17 protein-coding genes and 4 tRNA genes are annotated in these 16,625 nt (G+C 67.8%); 19 read left to right on the top strand and 2 right to left on the bottom strand.

Annotated features, from left to right (window positions below):
* Nucleotides 1–50 precede the first annotated feature (50 nt).
* From FFS72_RS08555 to FFS72_RS08535, 5 genes are all read left to right on the top strand, one after another.
* Complete coding sequence (locus FFS72_RS08555; protein ID WP_137873542.1) at nucleotides 51–1,208, top strand: glycosyltransferase family 4 protein; 1,158 nt, start codon at nucleotides 51–53, stop codon at nucleotides 1,206–1,208.
* A gap of 25 nt (nucleotides 1,209–1,233) precedes the next feature.
* Entirely contained in the window at nucleotides 1,234–1,932 is a 699-nt protein-coding gene (locus tag FFS72_RS08550; protein WP_137873541.1) for a demethylmenaquinone methyltransferase, read from the top strand.
* A gap of 50 nt (nucleotides 1,933–1,982) precedes the next feature.
* Nucleotides 1,983–4,319 (top strand): ATP-binding protein, encoded by a 2,337-nt coding sequence (locus FFS72_RS08545; RefSeq protein WP_137873540.1) that lies wholly within the window; start codon nucleotides 1,983–1,985, stop codon nucleotides 4,317–4,319.
* A 180-nt stretch (nucleotides 4,320–4,499) separates the two neighbouring features.
* On the top strand, nucleotides 4,500–5,369 hold the full coding sequence (locus tag FFS72_RS08540; protein ID WP_137873539.1) for an alpha/beta fold hydrolase: 870 nt from the start codon (nucleotides 4,500–4,502) through the stop codon (nucleotides 5,367–5,369).
* Nucleotides 5,366–5,722, top strand: coding sequence for a Zn-ribbon domain-containing OB-fold protein (locus FFS72_RS08535; RefSeq protein WP_137873538.1), 357 nt, complete (start codon nucleotides 5,366–5,368; stop codon nucleotides 5,720–5,722). Before FFS72_RS08540 ends, FFS72_RS08535 begins: the two co-directional genes overlap by 4 nt.
* Here the strand turns inward: FFS72_RS08535 and FFS72_RS08530 are convergent.
* A complete protein-coding gene (locus FFS72_RS08530) occupies nucleotides 5,715–6,977 on the bottom strand; it encodes a geranylgeranyl reductase family protein (protein WP_137873709.1) in 1,263 nt (420 codons plus the stop codon). The genes FFS72_RS08535 and FFS72_RS08530 overlap by 8 nt on opposite strands.
* A gap of 189 nt (nucleotides 6,978–7,166) precedes the next feature.
* On the opposite strand from FFS72_RS08530, the gene FFS72_RS08525 reads away from it, so the two are divergent.
* The 3 genes from FFS72_RS08525 to FFS72_RS08515 all read left to right on the top strand — a co-directional run bounded on the left by FFS72_RS08525 (nucleotide 7,167) and on the right by FFS72_RS08515 (nucleotide 11,038).
* On the top strand, nucleotides 7,167–8,198 hold the full coding sequence (locus FFS72_RS08525) for a polyprenyl synthetase family protein (RefSeq protein ID WP_137873537.1): 1,032 nt from the start codon (nucleotides 7,167–7,169) through the stop codon (nucleotides 8,196–8,198).
* Between the two features lie 107 nt (nucleotides 8,199–8,305).
* Nucleotides 8,306–9,178, top strand: coding sequence for a zinc metalloprotease HtpX (gene htpX, locus FFS72_RS08520; protein ID WP_050065683.1), 873 nt, complete (start codon nucleotides 8,306–8,308; stop codon nucleotides 9,176–9,178).
* Between the two features lie 57 nt (nucleotides 9,179–9,235).
* Nucleotides 9,236–11,038 carry a CocE/NonD family hydrolase gene (locus tag FFS72_RS08515; protein ID WP_137873536.1) on the top strand — a complete coding sequence of 601 codons (1,803 nt, stop codon included), beginning with the start codon at nucleotides 9,236–9,238 and terminating at the stop codon, nucleotides 11,036–11,038.
* A 91-nt stretch (nucleotides 11,039–11,129) separates the two neighbouring features.
* Here the strand turns inward: FFS72_RS08515 and FFS72_RS08510 are convergent, their stop codons facing one another.
* Nucleotides 11,130–11,621: a YajQ family cyclic di-GMP-binding protein gene (locus FFS72_RS08510; RefSeq protein WP_050065685.1), complete on the bottom strand. Its 492-nt coding sequence runs from the start codon at nucleotides 11,619–11,621 to the stop codon at nucleotides 11,130–11,132.
* A gap of 166 nt (nucleotides 11,622–11,787) precedes the next feature.
* Here FFS72_RS08510 and FFS72_RS08505 point away from each other — a divergent pair.
* From FFS72_RS08505 to rplA, 11 genes are all read left to right on the top strand, one after another.
* Nucleotides 11,788–11,870 (top strand) — tRNA-Tyr (locus FFS72_RS08505).
* A 147-nt stretch (nucleotides 11,871–12,017) separates the two neighbouring features.
* A tRNA-Thr gene (locus FFS72_RS08500) sits at nucleotides 12,018–12,090 on the top strand.
* A gap of 40 nt (nucleotides 12,091–12,130) precedes the next feature.
* Nucleotides 12,131–12,203, top strand: a tRNA-Met gene (locus FFS72_RS08495).
* A 69-nt stretch (nucleotides 12,204–12,272) separates the two neighbouring features.
* Nucleotides 12,273–12,440 carry a 50S ribosomal protein L33 gene (gene rpmG, locus FFS72_RS08490; protein WP_031937658.1) on the top strand — a complete coding sequence of 56 codons (168 nt, stop codon included), beginning with the start codon at nucleotides 12,273–12,275 and terminating at the stop codon, nucleotides 12,438–12,440.
* Between the two features lie 141 nt (nucleotides 12,441–12,581).
* Nucleotides 12,582–13,037, top strand: coding sequence for a (3R)-hydroxyacyl-ACP dehydratase subunit HadA (gene hadA / locus FFS72_RS08485; RefSeq protein ID WP_050065686.1), 456 nt, complete (start codon nucleotides 12,582–12,584; stop codon nucleotides 13,035–13,037).
* Nucleotides 13,037–13,465, top strand: coding sequence for a (3R)-hydroxyacyl-ACP dehydratase subunit HadB (hadB, locus tag FFS72_RS08480; protein ID WP_137873534.1), 429 nt, complete (start codon nucleotides 13,037–13,039; stop codon nucleotides 13,463–13,465). The genes hadA and hadB overlap by 1 nt, the downstream gene beginning before the upstream one ends.
* A gap of 172 nt (nucleotides 13,466–13,637) precedes the next feature.
* Nucleotides 13,638–13,710, top strand: a tRNA-Trp gene (locus tag FFS72_RS08475).
* 31 nt (nucleotides 13,711–13,741) lie between these two features.
* A complete protein-coding gene (gene secE, locus FFS72_RS08470) occupies nucleotides 13,742–14,134 on the top strand; it encodes a preprotein translocase subunit SecE (RefSeq protein ID WP_137873533.1) in 393 nt (130 codons plus the stop codon).
* 41 nt (nucleotides 14,135–14,175) lie between these two features.
* A complete protein-coding gene (nusG, locus tag FFS72_RS08465) occupies nucleotides 14,176–14,973 on the top strand; it encodes a transcription termination/antitermination protein NusG (RefSeq protein ID WP_137873532.1) in 798 nt (265 codons plus the stop codon).
* A gap of 89 nt (nucleotides 14,974–15,062) precedes the next feature.
* The gene (gene rplK, locus FFS72_RS08460) at nucleotides 15,063–15,497 is read left to right on the top strand and encodes a 50S ribosomal protein L11 (protein ID WP_007534031.1); all 435 of its coding nucleotides are present in this window, start codon (nucleotides 15,063–15,065) and stop codon (nucleotides 15,495–15,497) included.
* A 201-nt stretch (nucleotides 15,498–15,698) separates the two neighbouring features.
* Entirely contained in the window at nucleotides 15,699–16,412 is a 714-nt protein-coding gene (rplA, locus tag FFS72_RS08455) for a 50S ribosomal protein L1 (RefSeq protein WP_137873531.1), read from the top strand.
* Nucleotides 16,413–16,625 lie beyond the last annotated feature (213 nt).

Here is a 16,625-nt window from a genome sequence, read left to right as displayed (position 1 = left end):
GTCACCCGCCGCGCCCCGACCCGTCGTGCGTGGCGCGCACACTCGGAGTCGTGCGCGTAGCCGTCGTCGCCGAATCGTTCCTGCCGAACGTCAACGGGGTCAGCCACTCCGTCGTCCGGGTGGTCGAGCATCTCCGCCGAGCGGGACACCCCACGATGATCGTGGCGCCGGGAGTCCCCGGCGGGCGGTCCCGGTCGGGGCCACCTGCACCAACCGTCCACGAGGGCGTTCCCGTGCACCGGGTGCCCGCGATCATGGTGCCCCGCGTCAGTTCGCTTCCTGTCGGGATTCCGCAGCCGTCGATGCTGGGCGCGCTCCGCGACTTCGATCCCGACGTCGTGCACCTGGCGTCCCCGTTCGTCCTCGGAGCGGGCGGACTGGCCGCCGCGCACCGGCTCTCGGTGCCTGCCGTCGCGGTCTACCAGACCGATGTCGCCGGATTCGCCCGCAGCTACGGCCTCGGGCCGACCAGCCGCGCCGCCTGGAGCTGGACCCGGCGACTGCACCGCGGCGCCGCCCGCACCCTCGCTCCCTCGACCGCCGCAGCCGACGACCTGATCGCCCGCGGCGTCCCGCGGGTGCACCGGTGGGGGCGCGGAGTCGACACCATCCGGTTCGCGCCCGGCCGGCGCGACGTGGCCCTGCGCGCGAGCTGGGATCCGACCGGCAACCGCATGATCGTCGGATTCGTCGGCAGGCTCGCGCCGGAGAAGCACGTCGAACGGCTCGCCGTCCTGGCGGCCGCCCCCGCCGTCCAGCTGGTGATCGTCGGCGACGGACCGGAACGCGAACGCCTCGCCCGCGACCTGCCGTCCGCGGTGTTCACCGGTCAACTCGGCGGCGACGACCTCGCTCGCGCGTACGCCAGCCTCGACGTCTTCGTTCATCCCGGGGAACACGAGACGTTCTGCCAGGCCGTCCAGGAGGCGCTGGCCAGCGGTGTCCCCGTCGTCGGACCCGACGCGGGCGGGCCCCGCGACCTGATCGAGCACTGCCGCAACGGCTACCGACTGCCCGTCGACAGCTTCACCGACCAGCTCCCGAGCGTGGTCGCGGCACTGCGGGACCCGCTGCTCCGGGCCCGATTCGGGATCACCGCCCGCCGATCCGTCCTCGGCCGGACCTGGCCTGCCGTGTGCACCGAACTGCTCGGACACTACGAGCAGGTGATCGGTCCGCCGCCCGCACCGGCGCGCCGGACGGCGTGAGCCACCGCGCCTGTACGGTTGCGGTGTGGCAGCACAGAACAGCACCAGGGCCTCGCTCGAGAAGGAACCGCACGAGGTCGCGTCGATGTTCGACGGGGTCGCGAAGCGCTACGACCTGACGAACACGGTCCTGTCGTTCGGGCAGGACCGCGGCTGGCGGAAGGCGACGCGCGAGGCGCTCGACCTCCAGCCCGGCGAGCGGGTCCTCGATCTGGCCGCGGGTACCGGCGTCTCGACCGTCGAGCTCGGCCGCTCCGGCGCCTGGGTCGTTGCCACCGACTTCTCCAAGGGCATGTTGAAGGCGGGCGTGTCGCGCCGAGTTCCCATGGTCGCGGGCGACGCGATGTCGCTGCCGTACGCGGACGGCGTCTTCGACGCCGCGACCATCTCGTTCGGGCTGCGCAACGTCTCCGACTTCGAAGCGGGGCTTCGTGAGATCGCCCGTGTCACCAAACCGGGCGGCAGGCTCGTCGTCAGCGAGTTCTCCACACCGACGTTCGGGCCCTTCCGAACCGTCTACATGGAGTACCTGATGCGGGCCCTGCCCCGGGTCGCGCAGGCCGTCAGTTCCAATCCGGACGCGTACGTCTACCTCGCCGAATCCATCCGGGCCTGGCCCCGGCAGGAGGAGTTGGCCCTAGCGATTGAGGCGGCGGGGTGGCGAGACGTACAGTGGCGCAACCTGACCGGTGGGATCGTCGCACTGCATCGAGCCCGCCGGTAACGCTGGGAGCGCAGTCGGGGCGCTCCGAGGGGACGAGGGAAGGCACGAGCATGAAGGAGTCCACCGGTCGTGTGACCTGGGGGAATCTGCCGCAAGAGCTGACCAGTTTCGTCGGTCGGCGTCGCGAACTCACCGAAGCCAGGCATGCGTTGACGACGTCGCGCCTGGTCACCTTGACGGGGATCGGTGGCGTCGGGAAGACCCGACTCGCACTGCGGGTGGCCGAGGACTCCCGTCGCGCCTTCACCGATGGCGTCTGGCTCGTCGAACTGGGAGAACTGCACGACCCCGACCTGGTGGCGGCAACGGTCGCGGCCGCGATCGGACTGCGCGAACAGCCGGGGCTGCCGCCGCTGACGATGCTGACCGACCACCTGACCAACCGCACCGCGCTCCTTGTCCTCGACAACTGTGAGCACCTGATCGACGCGGTCGCTCGCCTCGCCGAGGCGCTGCTCCGGGTGTGCCCGGACCTGAGGATCCTCGCGACCAGCCGGGAACCGCTCGCGATCGGCGCCGAGACCGTCCTCCGGGTTCCCTCGCTCACCGTCCCCGACCCGGAGAGGACGCAGCTCCAGGGCCTGCCCCGATACGAGGCCGTGTCGCTGTTCGTCGAGCGCGCCAGGTCGGCGGTACCCGGATTCGAGCTGACGGAAGAGAACATGGGCGCGGTCGCCGCGATCTGCCAGCGGCTCGACGGGTTGCCGCTGCCGATCGAACTGGCGGCGGTCCGTCTCCGGGCGATGTCGGCCGAACAGATACTCGACCGCCTCACCGACCGCTACGAGCTGCTGACCAAGGGCAGTCGCGGTGCCCCGACCCGGCAACAATCGCTGCGGATGAGCATCGACTGGAGCCACGAACTGTGCACCACCGCAGACCAGGTGCTCTGGCGCAGGCTCTCGGTGTTCGCGGGCGGTTTCGAGCTGGACGCGGCCGAAGGGGTCTGCGGCGGCGAGGTGCCGTCGCTGGAACTGCTCGACGGAGTCGCGTCGCTGGTCGACAAGTCGATCCTGATCCGGGAGGACGCCGGGGAGGGAGTGCGGTATCGGATGCTCGAGACGCTCCGCGAGTACGGCCGGGACAAGCTGATCGAGGCGGGAGAGTTCACCGCACAGCAACGCAGGCATCGCGACTGGTACGCCTCCCTCGCGAAATCCGCCGAGGAGAACTGGATCGGACCGCGGCAGGTCGAGCTGATCCGGCGACTCGATCGGGAGCAGCCGAACCTGCGGGACGCACTGACCTTCTGTGTGGCCGAGTCGGGGGAGGCGGACGCCGGTCTACAGATGGGCGTCGCCCTGTACCCGTACTGGTTGTGCCGCGGGATGTCGACCGAGGGCAGGCACTGGCTGGACCGGCTCCTCGAGGTGGAACTGGACAGTCCCGAACGGAACCGGATCCGGGCGATCTCCGTCGACTGCGTGCTCGCGGGAACCCAGGGCGACCTGCGACGCGCCGAGGCGTTGTCCGCTCGCGGCCGAGCGCTGGCAGCAGCTCTGGGCGATTCCGACGCCGACCTGATCTCGTGTCTCGCGTCGGCATCGGTCGCACTGTTCGCCGGCCGTCTGGTCGAGGCCATCCCGCAGTTCGAGTACGCCATCGCCCGGTACCGCCGCTCAGGGGATCTCTTCCGGTTGACGACCGCACTGGTCGGGATCGCCGTTGCCACCGGCGTGAGCGGTGACGAGGACAGGGCGATCGCCTACCACGAGGAGATTCTCGAGATCACCGAGGAACACGGCGAGTCCGCGCTCCGTGAGTACTCGCTTCTCGCGCTGGCACTGAGCTGCTGGTCCGACGATCCCGTCGGCGCGACGGATCTGCTGGAGCAGGCGCTGCGACTCGCCCGTGTCGTCGACGATCCTCTCGGCAGCAGTTCGTGCACCGAGGTGCTCGCGTGGATCGCGGCCGCGGACGGACGGTACCGACGGGCGGCGGTGCTGATGGGAGCCGTCCAGTCCCGCGCGGAGTCGGTCGGCAGCCCCACCGTCCTGGTTCCGAACGTTCTCGTCCATCACGAGGAGGCGGAGAAGCGGACTCGGGACGCGCTCGCGGACGCCGTGTTCGAGGCGGCGTTCCGGCAGGGCCGCGGCCTCTCTGCCGAGGAGACGTTCGCCTATGTACTGGGGGAGCAGCAGGCCCAGGCCGTGCAGACACCCGACATGGTCTCGCTCACCCGTCGCGAGCAGCAGGTCGCCGATCTGGTGTCGCAGGGGCTGACCAACAAGGCCATCGCCGCGAAACTGGTCATCTCGCAGCGGACCGCGCAGGGACACGTCGAGCACGTCCTGTCGAAACTCGGCTTCAACTCCCGTGCCCAGATCGCAGCGTGGGTCGTCGAGCAGCAGGCGCACCTGTCTATTCAGGCTCATGATGATGAGTAGTCCTCACCAGTTGTGACAGCGTGACCTCTCGTTTGTTCTCCCGCCACGTACCCGTTACCGAAAACAGGTACATAACCCCGTAGTTCGGCCGTCGTGCATTCGGGTTCCACCCGGCACTGTGATGAAGGTCTCAACCACCTGTTGAACCGTCGCTGTGCCGTTGTGAATCCGAGGTATCCGATGCACCAGTCCGCCCCCTCATCGCCGCAGGCCACCGTGCTCCGCCCGAGTCACGACGTTCGCTGGCGGCAGGTCCAGATGGGCCGCACCACGGTGGACTACGCAGTCGGTGGGCACGGCAGGCCCGTCCTGTTCCTGCACGGCTGGGGGCTCGGCCCCGCCACCTATCGCACGGCACTCCACGAGCTGGCCCACCGCGGGGTCCGCGTGTACGCGCCCGCCATGCCCGGCTTCGGTGGCACCCCCGAACTCCCGGTCGGGGAACGGACCATCGACGGCTACGCGCAGTGGGTGGGACGTTTCGTCGACGCCGTCGGCATCCGCGGCCGTGTCACCGTCGTCGGCCACTCCTTCGGAGGCGGCGTCGGTGTCCGCACCGCACACGACCTGCCCGATCACGTCGACGAACTGGTCCTCGTCAACTCCGTCGGAGGGGCACGCTGGCTGTCCGAGGGCGTCGACCGCCCGATCCACGAACGCCCGATCTGGGACTGGATGCTCCACCTGCCTGCTGATGCCCTCGGCTCCCGCTCGGTCGGTCAGGTCGTCGGCGCGATCGCCGGTGTCGCGCTCCCGAACGTGATCCGTGACCCCATGGCAGTCTGGCGGGCCGGGCACCTCGCTCGCACCGCCGACCTGCGACCCGAACTCGAAGTTCTCGCACGGCGGCAACTGCCCGTGACACTCCTGTGGGGAACCGGCGACACCGTCATCCCCGAGGCCAGCTTCGCGTCCATGCGCGCGGCGCTCGGCGAACCGAACGTGATGATGGTCCGTGGGAAGCACTGCTGGCCGATCAGCGATCCCGTCCGATTCGGCGACACCGTGCAGAGAGTGCTGGCGCGGTCGGGGGAACTGGTGTCGGCATGAGCATCGACCACGTGACCCGGCCGCTGGCGACCGCCTTCATGCTCCGATCCTGCGTCTGCTGCGCGACGCTGTTCGCGCCCGAGGTGTGGGTGTGCCGAGACTGCGGCGGCGACCTCGAATGGGTGCCCTCGACCGGTCGCGGCACGGTGGTGTCATGGACCCGACTCGACCCCGCGGCGTCCGGGAGCGGCAACCGAGGTCTCGAACCGCTCACCATCGCGATCGTCGAACTCGACGAGGGGCCGTGGATCTACGCGTCGATCGAATCCTGTGGCCGTGAACCGCGAGGCGCGCGTGTCGTCTTCGAACACGAATCGGTCGTCGGGCGGTTCCCCGTCTTCGGGCTCAGCTGAACGGCGGCCGCGCGTCGAGTCGAAGGGACGACGCGCCGGCTGCCCGCCACGCCCGAGCGGTGAGGTCGGCGTCGGCGTCCGTCACCAGATTTCCCATCACCCGAACGGCGACCGTCATGAGCGCCCTCGACCGCATCGCGACGGGCCCGCTCGTGGGCAGCACGCGCGGCACGGTGAGAAGCCCGGCCAGCCTGCGGGCGATGGAGAAGGCGCGGCCGTAGCGTTCCCGCAACACCTGCGGCCACAGGTCGGTCAGGTCACCCGCCCCCAGCAGATCCGACACCATCCGGCCGGTCTCGAGGCCGTAGTCGATGCCCTCGCCGTTGAGGGGGTTCACGCACGCTGCCGCGTCCCCGATCAACGCCCAGTTCCGGCCCGCGACCCCGGACACCGCGCCGCCCATCGGGAGCAGTGCCGACGCGACGGACCGGATCTCGCCGTCCAACTGCCACTCGTGGCGGCGCGCACTCGCGTAGAGCTCGATCAGCGGACGCAGAGCGCCCGGCGCCGGACGTGCCGCGGTCGCGAGCGTCCCGACGCCGATGTTGACCCGGCCCGACCCGAGGGGAAACACCCAGCCGTAGCCGGACTGCAGCGTGTCCGCCGCGTCGCGCAGCTCGAGATGAGACGTGATCCACTCGTCGTCGCTGCGACCGGAGTCGACGTACGCGCGGGCCGCGACGCCGTAGGCGGTGTCCCGGTGCCACTGCCTGCCCAACTGCTTACCGAGTGTGGACCGCACACCGTCGGCCACGATCAGGTGCTCGCACCGCACGGTGCGCGGACCGTCGGAGGTCGTGAATGTCACCGCGCGCACCCTCCCGCCGTCGCGCTGGACGTCGACGGCCTTCGCGCCCTGCAGCATCGTCGCGCCCGCGTCGACCGCGACCCGGCGGATGCGATCGTCGAGCTCGACGCGAGGTACCGCGCTCCCGGTCGAGGGGAGCGAACCCCCCGGCCACGGCAGTTGCAGCTGCTGCCCGAAGCCGGTCAGCCGGAGGCCACGGTTCACCGGTCCGCCCGAGAGCCAGTCGCCGAGACCGAGGTGTTCGAGTTCGGCGATCGCCCGAGGTGTCAGCCCGTCGCCGCAGGTCTTGTCCCGGGGAAACGTCGCGGCGTCGGCCAGTACCACTCCGCGGCCGGTGCGGGCCGCCCACGCGGCCGCCGCCGATCCGGCCGGACCTGCGCCGACGACCAGGACCTCGGCGTGTTCCGGCACCGTGGCGGGCCGGGGTGTGGGAGCTCCCGACGGCACGGGTTCACGAGGTCCGGACGGAATGACACGCGGATCGGGTTCGGGCTGCGGGGACACCACGGCAGTATCTTCGCAGGCGTCGCGCCATGCCCGGCGACAGCCCGGTACGCCGTGCGGGCGACGGGTTCACTACCGTGAGCATCCACGGCAGGTTGGTGAGGGGTCCGGTTGGGCATCCCGGAGAACAGGATGGGTACTGGGATCGTGAGCACGAGCGAAGTGACGAACACCGTCGTCGCCGGTGTGGACCTGGGTGACCAGGCGCTGGCAGGCGTCATTCGGACCGGTCTGGCCGACGTCGAGGCACTGCTGGTCGGTGAACTGTCCGACGGTGAGGACTTCCTCACCGAAGCCGCGCTGCACCTGGCGAAGGCGGGGGGCAAGCGGTTCCGGCCCCTGTTCACCCTGCTGACCGCCCAGCTCGGCCCGAACGGCACCGATCAGCCGGTGATCACGGCGGCGACGGTGGTCGAACTGGTGCACCTGGCGACGCTGTATCACGACGACGTCATGGACGAGGCGTCGATGCGTCGGGGTGCGCCGAGCGCGAACTCCCGGTGGGGCAACAGCATCGCGATCCTGGCGGGCGACTACCTGTTCGCGCACGCCTCGCGGCTGGTCTCGACACTCGGACCCGACGCGGTGCGGATCATCGCGGAGACGTTCGCGGCGCTGGTCACGGGCCAGATGCGCGAGACCATCGGCGCCAAGGAATCCCAGGATCCGGTCGAGCACTATCTCAAGGTGGTGTGGGAGAAGACCGGCTCGCTGATCGCCGCGTGCGGCCGGTTCGGCGGGACCTTCTCCGGCGCGTCCGACGACGACGTCGCGCGGCTCGAGCGTCTCGGAGACGCCGTGGGCACCGCGTTCCAGATCGTCGACGACATCATCGACATCTCCTCGGCGACCGAGCAGTCCGGCAAGACTCCGGGCACCGATCTGCGGGAGGGCGTGCACACTCTGCCGGTGCTCTACGCGCTCCGGGAGGAGGGGCCGGATGCGGACCGACTCCGTGTGCTCCTGGACGGACCGGTCACCGACGACGCCGACGTGGCCGAGGCGCTCGTTCTGCTGGAACGCTCTCCGGGGATGGCGGCGGCGAAGGCCAAGCTCGACGAATACGTCGAACTGGCGCGCACGCAACTCGCCGAGCTGCCGCAGGGCCCGGCGAACGAGGCTCTGAAACGACTGGTCGAATACACGGTCGCGCGGGTCGGCTGACGTAACGTCTCACCGGAGGGAACTCCCGTCCCGGGGTTCCTCGTTGACCTGGTGGCGGGTCGGCCGCCGCATGCGGCCGACCGGGATCTGATCGGGAAGGCGCCGCTGTGCATCGGTATTCGAACGGGCTGAAGACCTTCGGGTTGCTCGTCGTCATGTCCGGGCTGATCGTGTTCATCGGCTCGCTGTTCGGTAACCGGACGATCCTGTTGTTCTCGGTCGTGCTGGCCGTCGGCGCCAACGCCTACGCCTACTTCAACAGCGACAAGCTGGCACTGCGGGCGATGCACGCGCAGCCGATCACCGAGGTCGAGGCGCCGGTCATCTACCGGATCGTCCGCGAACTCGCGACGACCGCGCACCAGCCGATGCCTCGCCTGTACATCAGTCCGACGGCGGCTCCCAACGCGTTCGCAACCGGACGCAATCCGCGCAACGCCGCGGTGTGCTGCACCAGTGGAATCCTGCAGATCCTGGACGAACGCGAACTCCGTGCCGTCCTCGGCCACGAACTGTCCCACGTGTACAACCGGGACATCCTCATCTCGTCGGTCGCCGGAGCGATGGCGGCGGTGATCTCGGGTCTCGCGAACATGGCGATGTACGCGAGCATGTTCGGGGGTCGAGGGGAGGGCAGACCTAACCCGTTGGCGTTGCTTCTGGTGTCCCTGCTCGGGCCGATCGCGGCGACGGTCGTCAAACTGGCGGTCTCGAGGTCGCGGGAGTATCAGGCCGACCAGTCCGGCGCCGAACTGACCGGTGACCCGCTGGCCCTCGCGTCGGCGCTGCGCAAGCTCGAGCGGGGCACCCAGGCGGCGCCACTGCCGCCGGAACCGAAGATCGCCGCGCAGTCGCACATGATGATCGCCAACCCGTTCCGGGCCGGCGACAAGATGAGCCGGATGTTTGCCACGCACCCACCGATGGCGGACCGGATCGCACGCCTGGAAGATCTTGCGGGTAGACGGCTCCCCGAGTAACTCCGACAAGGGTAGTTTTACCGTTTGGTAAGCAATTCCATACTGATCGGGCGGTAGATGAGAACGACGACGACGCTGTTCGGGGTACTCGCGGTGATCGCGTCTGCGGCGCTCCCCGCCGGTGTGGCACACGCCGATCCGGCCGGGTTCACCAGGTCGAGCCTCTATTTCGACACGACGGTCGGTCCCGACGGAAGTCGGCACTGCAACGTCGAGGCCGATCTCTACACCCCCGACGACGTGTCGGCCGACAAGCCCGCGCCGGCCGTTCTGACCACCCACGGGTTCGGTCAGACCAAGGACGCGCAGGCGCCGACCGCGGAGTTCCTCGCCGCCCGTGGCTACGTGGTCCTCGCCTATTCGGGCCTCGGATTCGGCGGCACCGGATGCAAGGTCACCATCGACAGCCCCGATCCGGACGGGCAGGCCGCGCAGGATCTCGTCAGCTTCCTCGGCGGCGCCGACGGGATCGCCTACGAGGATGCCGCGCACACCCGGCCGGTGCCCGGACTCGACATCGTGGTCCGCGACACCGTCGCCCAGGACGGCCGGACCCTTCCCGACGATCCGCGGGTCGGCATGGTCGGCGGGTCCTACGGTGGCGCGATCCAGTTCGCCGCGGCCGCCGTGGACCCGCGGATCGACGCGATCGTGCCGATGATCACCTGGAACGACCTGAGCTACTCGCTGGCACCCAACAGCACCGGCGCGACGGTCGGCGTGTCCACGGCGGTCCCCGGCGCGACCAAGACGTCATGGACGACGATCTTCAGTGCTGCAGGTGTGACCGCTCCCGGCGCCGCAGGCTACCGCGCCGACCCGACCAAGGTCCTCGGCTGCCCGAACTTCGCAGACCCGGCGTGCGGCGCCCTCGCCACCTCACTCACGCAGGGGTTTCCCGACCCGCAGGCAGTGCAGTTCCTGCGCTCCGCGTCGGTGGCGTCCTACGTCGACCGGATCCACACGCCGACACTGCTGATCCAGGGAGCAGAGGACACCCTCTTCAACCTCAACGAGGCCACCGCGACCTTCGAGGCACTGCAACGTCAGGGCACCGAGGTCAAGATGATCTGGCAGAAACGCGGGCACTCCTCGGGGGGTGACCAGAGTCTGCTGTCGGGCGGTGCCTCCCGGCCGAATCCGGACACGCAGTACACCACCGCGCGGTACCTGGACTGGTTCGAGCGCCACCTCAAGGATGCCGACGTCGACACCGGTCCCACCTTCGCCTACTACCGGGACTGGGTCGGCGCCGCCGGAACCGCAGACAGCTACGAGACGGCGTCGACGCCCGACGTCGGCACCGCGCAGTCGTTGTACCTGTCCGACGGCGGGACGCTGGTGTCCGACCGCGGTGCCATTCGCGCGGGATCGCAGACGCTGTCGACGCCAGTCGGGGGAGTGGTCCAGGGGTCGACGCCGTCCATCGTTCAGGTCCCGCCGGGACCACGACCCGAGAATCAGCCGCCCGGCAGCTTCGTGACCTGGACCGGCGCCGCGCTGGACGCACCGCTGGACGTGGTCGGTGCCCCGGCCGCCACGGTGCGGATCTCGACTCCGACGCCGGTGACCGGAGACCTGGACGCCGTGGTCGCCTTCGCGAAGCTGTACGACGTGGCCCCGGACGGATCGGCGACGCTGATCAACGGTCAGGTTGCGCCGGTGCGGATTGTCGACCCGAACGCCCCGGTCACGATCACGATGCCTGCGATCGTGCACCGCTTCGACACAGGTCACAGCGTTCGCCTGGTCCTGTCCGGCAGCGACTCGAGCTTCCGCGGGGGCCTCGTTCCGCGCCAGGTGACCGTCGCGGCAGGCGATGCGGGCCAGCAGTTGGTGCTGCCGGTCGTCGGGGGCTGACAGGACACGGAACGCACGACGCCGGGCGGCCCGCGATGGGCGCCCGGCGTCGTGCGGTGAACCGGCGACGTGGTCGCCGGCACCGGTGGGTCTAGCGGTAGTTGACGAACTGCAGCGCGATGCCGAAGTCCTCGCCCTTGAGCAGGGAGATGACGGCCTGCAGGTCGTCACGCTTCTTGGAGCTGACGCGCAGCTCCTCGCCCTGGATCTGCGCCTTGACACCCTTCGGGCCCTCGTCGCGGATCTTCTTCGAGATCTTCTTCGCGTTCTCGGTCGTGATGCCCTGGACGAGTGACCCGGTGAGCTTGTAGACCTTGCCGGACTGGGCGGGCTCGCCTGCGTCGAACGCCTTGAGGGAGATGTCCCGGCGGATCAGCTTCTCCTTGAACACGTCGAGGGCAGCCTTGAGTCGCTCCTCGGTGTCTGCGGTCAGTGTGATGGATTCCTCACCGGACCACTCGATGCTCGCGCCGGTGCCCCGGAAATCGAAGCGGGTGTTCAGCTCCTTCTCCGCCTGGTGCAGAGCATTGTCCACTTCCTGCCGCTCGACCTTGCTCACCACGTCGAAGGACGAATCCGCCACGTCACTCTCCCTATGTCGTCGGTCCCCCGCCAAGGGTCTCGGGGGTTCGGAACCCACGATAACCACACGGTTTGCATTTACCCGCCCCGGTGGTTGTATTCTTCTCAAGCGCCAGGGAGAACCGGGATGCCCGAAAGGGTGGAACGAGGATTCCTGGATGACACCCGGCAGGTTGCCCGAGCGGCCAATGGGAGCGGACTGTAAATCCGTCGGCTTATGCCTACGTAGGTTCGAATCCTACACCTGCCACACCTGGGTCCCAGTGAGCGTGAGCTCGCTGGGGCCTGGTGGTTAGACAGTTTGAATATGGGTCCTGACCAGGCGGTTTGGAACTCCGGACACAGACTGTGTAACCTCTTGGAGGCTTCGAAGCGCGGACAACGCGCAGCGGAGCACGCCCCCTTAGCTCAGTCGGCAGAGCGTTTCCATGGTAAGGAAAAGGTCAACGGTTCGATTCCGTTAGGGGGCTCGCTGGATGGGTGCCGCGTAGAGTGGCACCGATGCATCGAGGCGGTGTAGCTCAGTTGGTAGAGCAAACGACTCATAATCGTTGTGTCGCCGGTTCAAGTCCGGCCATCGCTACAAACCTGAAAAGACTCTGGTCGACCGAGATCAGGGTGACCCACAGTTTCTCCGAAAGAAGGCATACCCGTGGCCTCCTCCACAGACGTTCGTCCCAAGATCACCTTGGCCTGCGAGGTATGCAAGCACCGGAACTACATCACCAAGAAGAACCGGCGCAACGACCCCGATCGCCTCGAGCTGAAGAAGTTCTGCCCTAACTGCGGAACCCACCAGGCGCACCGGGAATCCAAGTAGCATTCATCGCGTGCCCCGCTCCTGCGGGGCACGCGATTTTTTTTCGATACGACGCAGGGCCGGTACGGGATCGCATCCGTGGCCGGCCCATCGCTGTGTTCTCTCACGGCCTGCGTCCACTGCAGATAGGGTCCCGCTTCAGTGAAACTGAACGCTGATCTCGTTGGCCTGCATCACAGGTTCAGCGACTACTACGAGGTCGGCCGCGAGAAGGTGCGTGAGTACGCGCGCGCGGTCAAAGACGACAACGCCGCCCATCGGGACGAGTCCGCGGCCGCGGAACTCGGTCACGACAGCCTGGTGGCGCCGCTCACCTTCATCTCGGTGTTCGGCTTCCTCGCGCAGGAGGAGTTCTTCGAGACGCTCGGCCTGGAACTGGACCTGAGTAACATCCTGCACACGGATCAGCGCCTGGTCTTCCACCGCCCGATGAAGGTCGGCGACCGGCTCTACTGCGACGTGTTCGTGGACTCACTCCGGGTGATGGGCGGCAGCGACATCATCGTCACCCGCAACGACATCACCGACCAGGACGGTGAGCCCGTGCTCACCACCTACACCACGTTGATGGGTCGACACGTCGAGGAGGGCGAGTGATGGCGCTCAAGCGATTCGAGGACGTCGTCGCCGGACAGGAACTGCCGGAGTCCGTGGTGACGCTGACGCGCGCCGATCTCGTGCAGTACGCCGGCGTCGCAGGCGACCCGAACCCCATCCACTGGGACGACACGGTCGCCCGATCAGTGGGTTTGCCAATGGCTGTTGCGCACGGCATGCTGACGATGGGTGTCGGAGCCGGGTACATCACGTCCTGGCTCGGGGACCCGGGAGCGGTACTCGAGTACAACGTCCGTTTCACCAGCCCCGTCTACGTTTCCAACGAAGGCACGGGCACCGAGATCGAGCTGTCCGGTAAGGTACGCTCGGTCGACGAGGCGGACCGCACTGCGGTGATTGCCATCGTGGCGAAGGTGGACGGCAAGAAGATCTTCGGTCGAGCTGCCGCAACCGTCCGACTCGGCTGAAATCGAGCCGATTGGGTTTGTTAGACCACCGTGCAGTACACTGAGATTTCTGGGATTGTTCAGCGCTGCGCGCTGCCCTACGGCGTCAATTCGAGTCGACCGGGGTGGCGCGCGTGTTGTGTGGTCACAGAGTTGGTTGACGGAAAGTGACCTGGTCACGATCTTCAACCAAAGGGGCGTAGCTCAATTGGCAGAGCAGCGGTCTCCAAAACCGCAGGTTGCAGGTTCAAGTCCTGTCGCCCCTGCCCCGGATGTCAGCAACTGAGAGGAACGACGGTGAGCGACGATCGCGGAAAGGCCGAGAACTCCACGGGGTCCTCGGACACCGACGACGTCGCCGCAAGCGCCGCATCGTCTCGACCGACTGGCAAGCGTCCGGGTCGCCGTTCCAGCGCGGCCGCGGACTCGTCTGCGGCGACCACGGTCGCCGCCACCGGACCTTCCGCGCCGGCGAAGAAAGCGGAGAAGCCGCGCAAGGAGAACCTCTTCAAGCGCTTCCGGCGGTTCATGCGCGAGGTCATCGCCGAGCTGCGCAAGGTGATCTGGCCGAACCGCAAGCAGATGGTCACCTACACCACGGTTGTGCTCGTCTTCGTGGCGTTCATGGTGGCGTTCATCTTTGGATTGGACTTGGCGTTCGTCAAGGGCGTCACCTGGTTGTTCGGCTGACCCCGACAACCGACCCGCAATGAGAGGAAGCGAGCCCGCCAGTGAGCACCCCCGATAACGACGCAAATGAGGCCGTGGCCGGAGAGCCCGTTGCCGATGACGCGGTCGCTGCGGAGTCCGCTGACGGCGTGATCGTCGACGAAGCCCCCGAGGTTGCCGAAGCCGACGCCGACGTCGAAGCTGCCGAGGACGCGAGCGATGTGTCCGAGGAGCCCGTCGATCCCGTCGCGGAGATGAAGGCGGCGCTGCGCCGCGCACCCGGAGACTGGTACGTCATCCACTCCTACGCAGGTTACGAGAACAAGGTGAAGGCCAATCTCGAGACCCGCGTCCAGAACCTCGACGTCGGCGACTACATCTTCCAGGTCGAGGTTCCGACCGAAGAGGTCACCGAGATCAAGAACGGCCAGCGCAAGCAGGTCAACCGCAAGGTGCTGCCGGGCTACATCCTGGTGCGCATGGAGCTCAACGACGAGTCGTGGGGCGCAGTGCGCAACACCCCGGGTGTCACCGGGTTCGTCGGTGCCACCTCGCGCCCGTCGCCGCTGAGCATCAACGAGGTCGTCAAGTTCCTCATGCCGCAGCAGGGCGCGAAGAAGCCTGCCGCCGCTGCGGCCGCAGTCGCCGGCGACAGTGCGTCCGCCGCCGCGGCCAAGCCGCTGATCGAGGTCGACTTCGAGGTCGGCGAATCGGTCACCGTGATGGACGGCCCGTTCGCGACGCTGCCTGCCAGCATCAGCGAGGTCAACGCCGAGCAGCAGAAGCTCAAGGTCCTGGTCTCGATCTTCGGCCGTGAGACGCCGGTCGAGTTGTCGTTCAACCAGGTCTCCAAGATCTAGTTGCCAACGATCCGACCCCGGTTCGCCGAGGTGCGGCCCATACACTTGCACTGCAGCAAGAAACACACCCGCAAGAAATAGGAACGAAGATGCCCCCCAAGAAGAAGAAGCTCGCAGGGCTGATCAAGCTTCAGATCCAGGCCGGTCAGGCTAACCCTGCCCCGCCGGTGGGTCCCGCGCTCGGTCAGCACGGCGTGAACATCATGGAGTTCTGCAAGGCCTACAACGCGGCCACCGAGTCGCAGCGCGGCAACGTGATCCCCGTGGAGATCTCCGTCTACGAAGACCGGACCTTCGACTTCAAGTTGAAGACCCCGCCGGCCGCCAAGCTGCTGCTCAAGGCCGCAGGCGTCCAGAAGGGCTCCGGCGAGCCGCACAAGACCAAGGTCGCGACCGTGACCATGGACCAGGTGCGCGAGATCGCGAAGACCAAGCAGGAAGACCTCAACGCCAACGACATCGACGCCGCCGCGAAGATCATCGCAGGCACCGCCCGTTCCATGGGCATCGTCGTCGAGGGCTGAGCGAAGCGAAGTCCGTGTTGGACTCCGTAGGGCTGAGCGAAGCGAAGCCCGCCTCGGGCTCCGTAGGGCTGATCCACTCCTGCTTCGGCTGACGGCCGAACAGAAACAGAACGCGTGGGAGGACCGGCCAGGTCCGCAACCACAACCGAATCATTCACCGCAGACCCGCACGGTCAGTGGTGAGAAGTAAGGACAGAAGACATGGCAAAGCGCAGCAAGGCGTACCTCGCCGCCGCTGAGAAGGTCGACCTGAGCAAGCTCTACAGCCCGCTGCAGGCTGCGAAGCTCGCGAAGGAGACCTCCTCCTCGAAGATGGACGCGACCGTCGAGGTCGCCGTTCGCCTCGGCGTCGACCCCCGCAAGGCGGACCAGATGGTTCGTGGCACCGTCAACCTCCCGCACGGCACCGGTAAGACCGCCCGTGTGATCGTGTTCGCCGCAGGCGAGAAGGCCGCCGAGGCCGAGGCCGCAGGTGCGGACGCCGTCGGTGCCGAGGACCTGATCGAGCGCATCCAGGGCGGTTGGCTGGACTTCGACGCCGCGATCGCCACCCCGGACCAGATGGCCAAGGTCGGCCGCATCGCCCGCGTCCTCGGACCGCGTGGCCTGATGCCGAACCCGAAGACGGGCACCGTCACCACCGATGTGGCGAAGGCTGTCGCGGACATCAAGGGCGGCAAGATCAACTTCCGCGTCGACAAGCAGGCCAACCTGCACTTCGTGATCGGCAAGGCGTCCTTCGACGATGCCAAGCTGGTCGAGAACTACGGCGCTGCGCTGGACGAGATCCTGCGTGCGAAGCCGTCGTCGGCCAAGGGTCGCTACGTCAAGAAGATCACGGTTTCGACCACCACCGGACCGGGCATCCCGGTGGATCCGAACCGTACCCGCAACCTCCTCGAGGACGAGGCGTAAGCGGTACGTCGCTGACGTGAGAACGAAGCCGGTCGGGAGTTCACTCCCGGCCGGCTTTTTCGTGTGTGCGGTCAGCCGACGCGGCGACGGTGGAACGAGTGTCAGGCCCGCCCGGGAGCGGGCGAAGGCGGAGGCCGGTGAGGTCACGGCGGGATGCTCGGAGGACACGATTTGGTGTCGCGACCCGAGTCGCGTATTCTTCTTCGAAGAGTT

The organism is Rhodococcus sp. Q, from assembly GCF_005503035.1.
Taxonomy (GTDB): Bacteria; Actinomycetota; Actinomycetes; order Mycobacteriales; family Mycobacteriaceae; genus Rhodococcus_G.
Note: the sequence above shows the minus strand (reverse complement) of the source record. Positions and strands in the feature narration are given on the sequence as shown.

Excerpts from the sequence above, each read along its gene's own strand:
- FFS72_RS08515 (WP_137873536.1), top strand. The coding sequence starts at position 9,236 with ATGAGAACGACGACGACGCTGTTCGGGGTACTCGCGGTGATCGCGTCT.
- FFS72_RS08540 (WP_137873539.1), top strand. The coding sequence starts at position 4,500 with ATGCACCAGTCCGCCCCCTCATCGCCGCAGGCCACCGTGCTCCGCCCG.
- rplA (WP_137873531.1), top strand. The coding sequence starts at position 15,699 with ATGGCAAAGCGCAGCAAGGCGTACCTCGCCGCCGCTGAGAAGGTCGAC.
- FFS72_RS08525 (WP_137873537.1), top strand. The coding sequence starts at position 7,167 with ATGGGTACTGGGATCGTGAGCACGAGCGAAGTGACGAACACCGTCGTC.
- rplK (WP_007534031.1), top strand. The coding sequence starts at position 15,063 with ATGCCCCCCAAGAAGAAGAAGCTCGCAGGGCTGATCAAGCTTCAGATC.
- hadB (WP_137873534.1), top strand. The coding sequence starts at position 13,037 with ATGGCGCTCAAGCGATTCGAGGACGTCGTCGCCGGACAGGAACTGCCG.
- FFS72_RS08535 (WP_137873538.1), top strand. The coding sequence starts at position 5,366 with ATGAGCATCGACCACGTGACCCGGCCGCTGGCGACCGCCTTCATGCTC.
- FFS72_RS08545 (WP_137873540.1), top strand. The coding sequence starts at position 1,983 with ATGAAGGAGTCCACCGGTCGTGTGACCTGGGGGAATCTGCCGCAAGAG.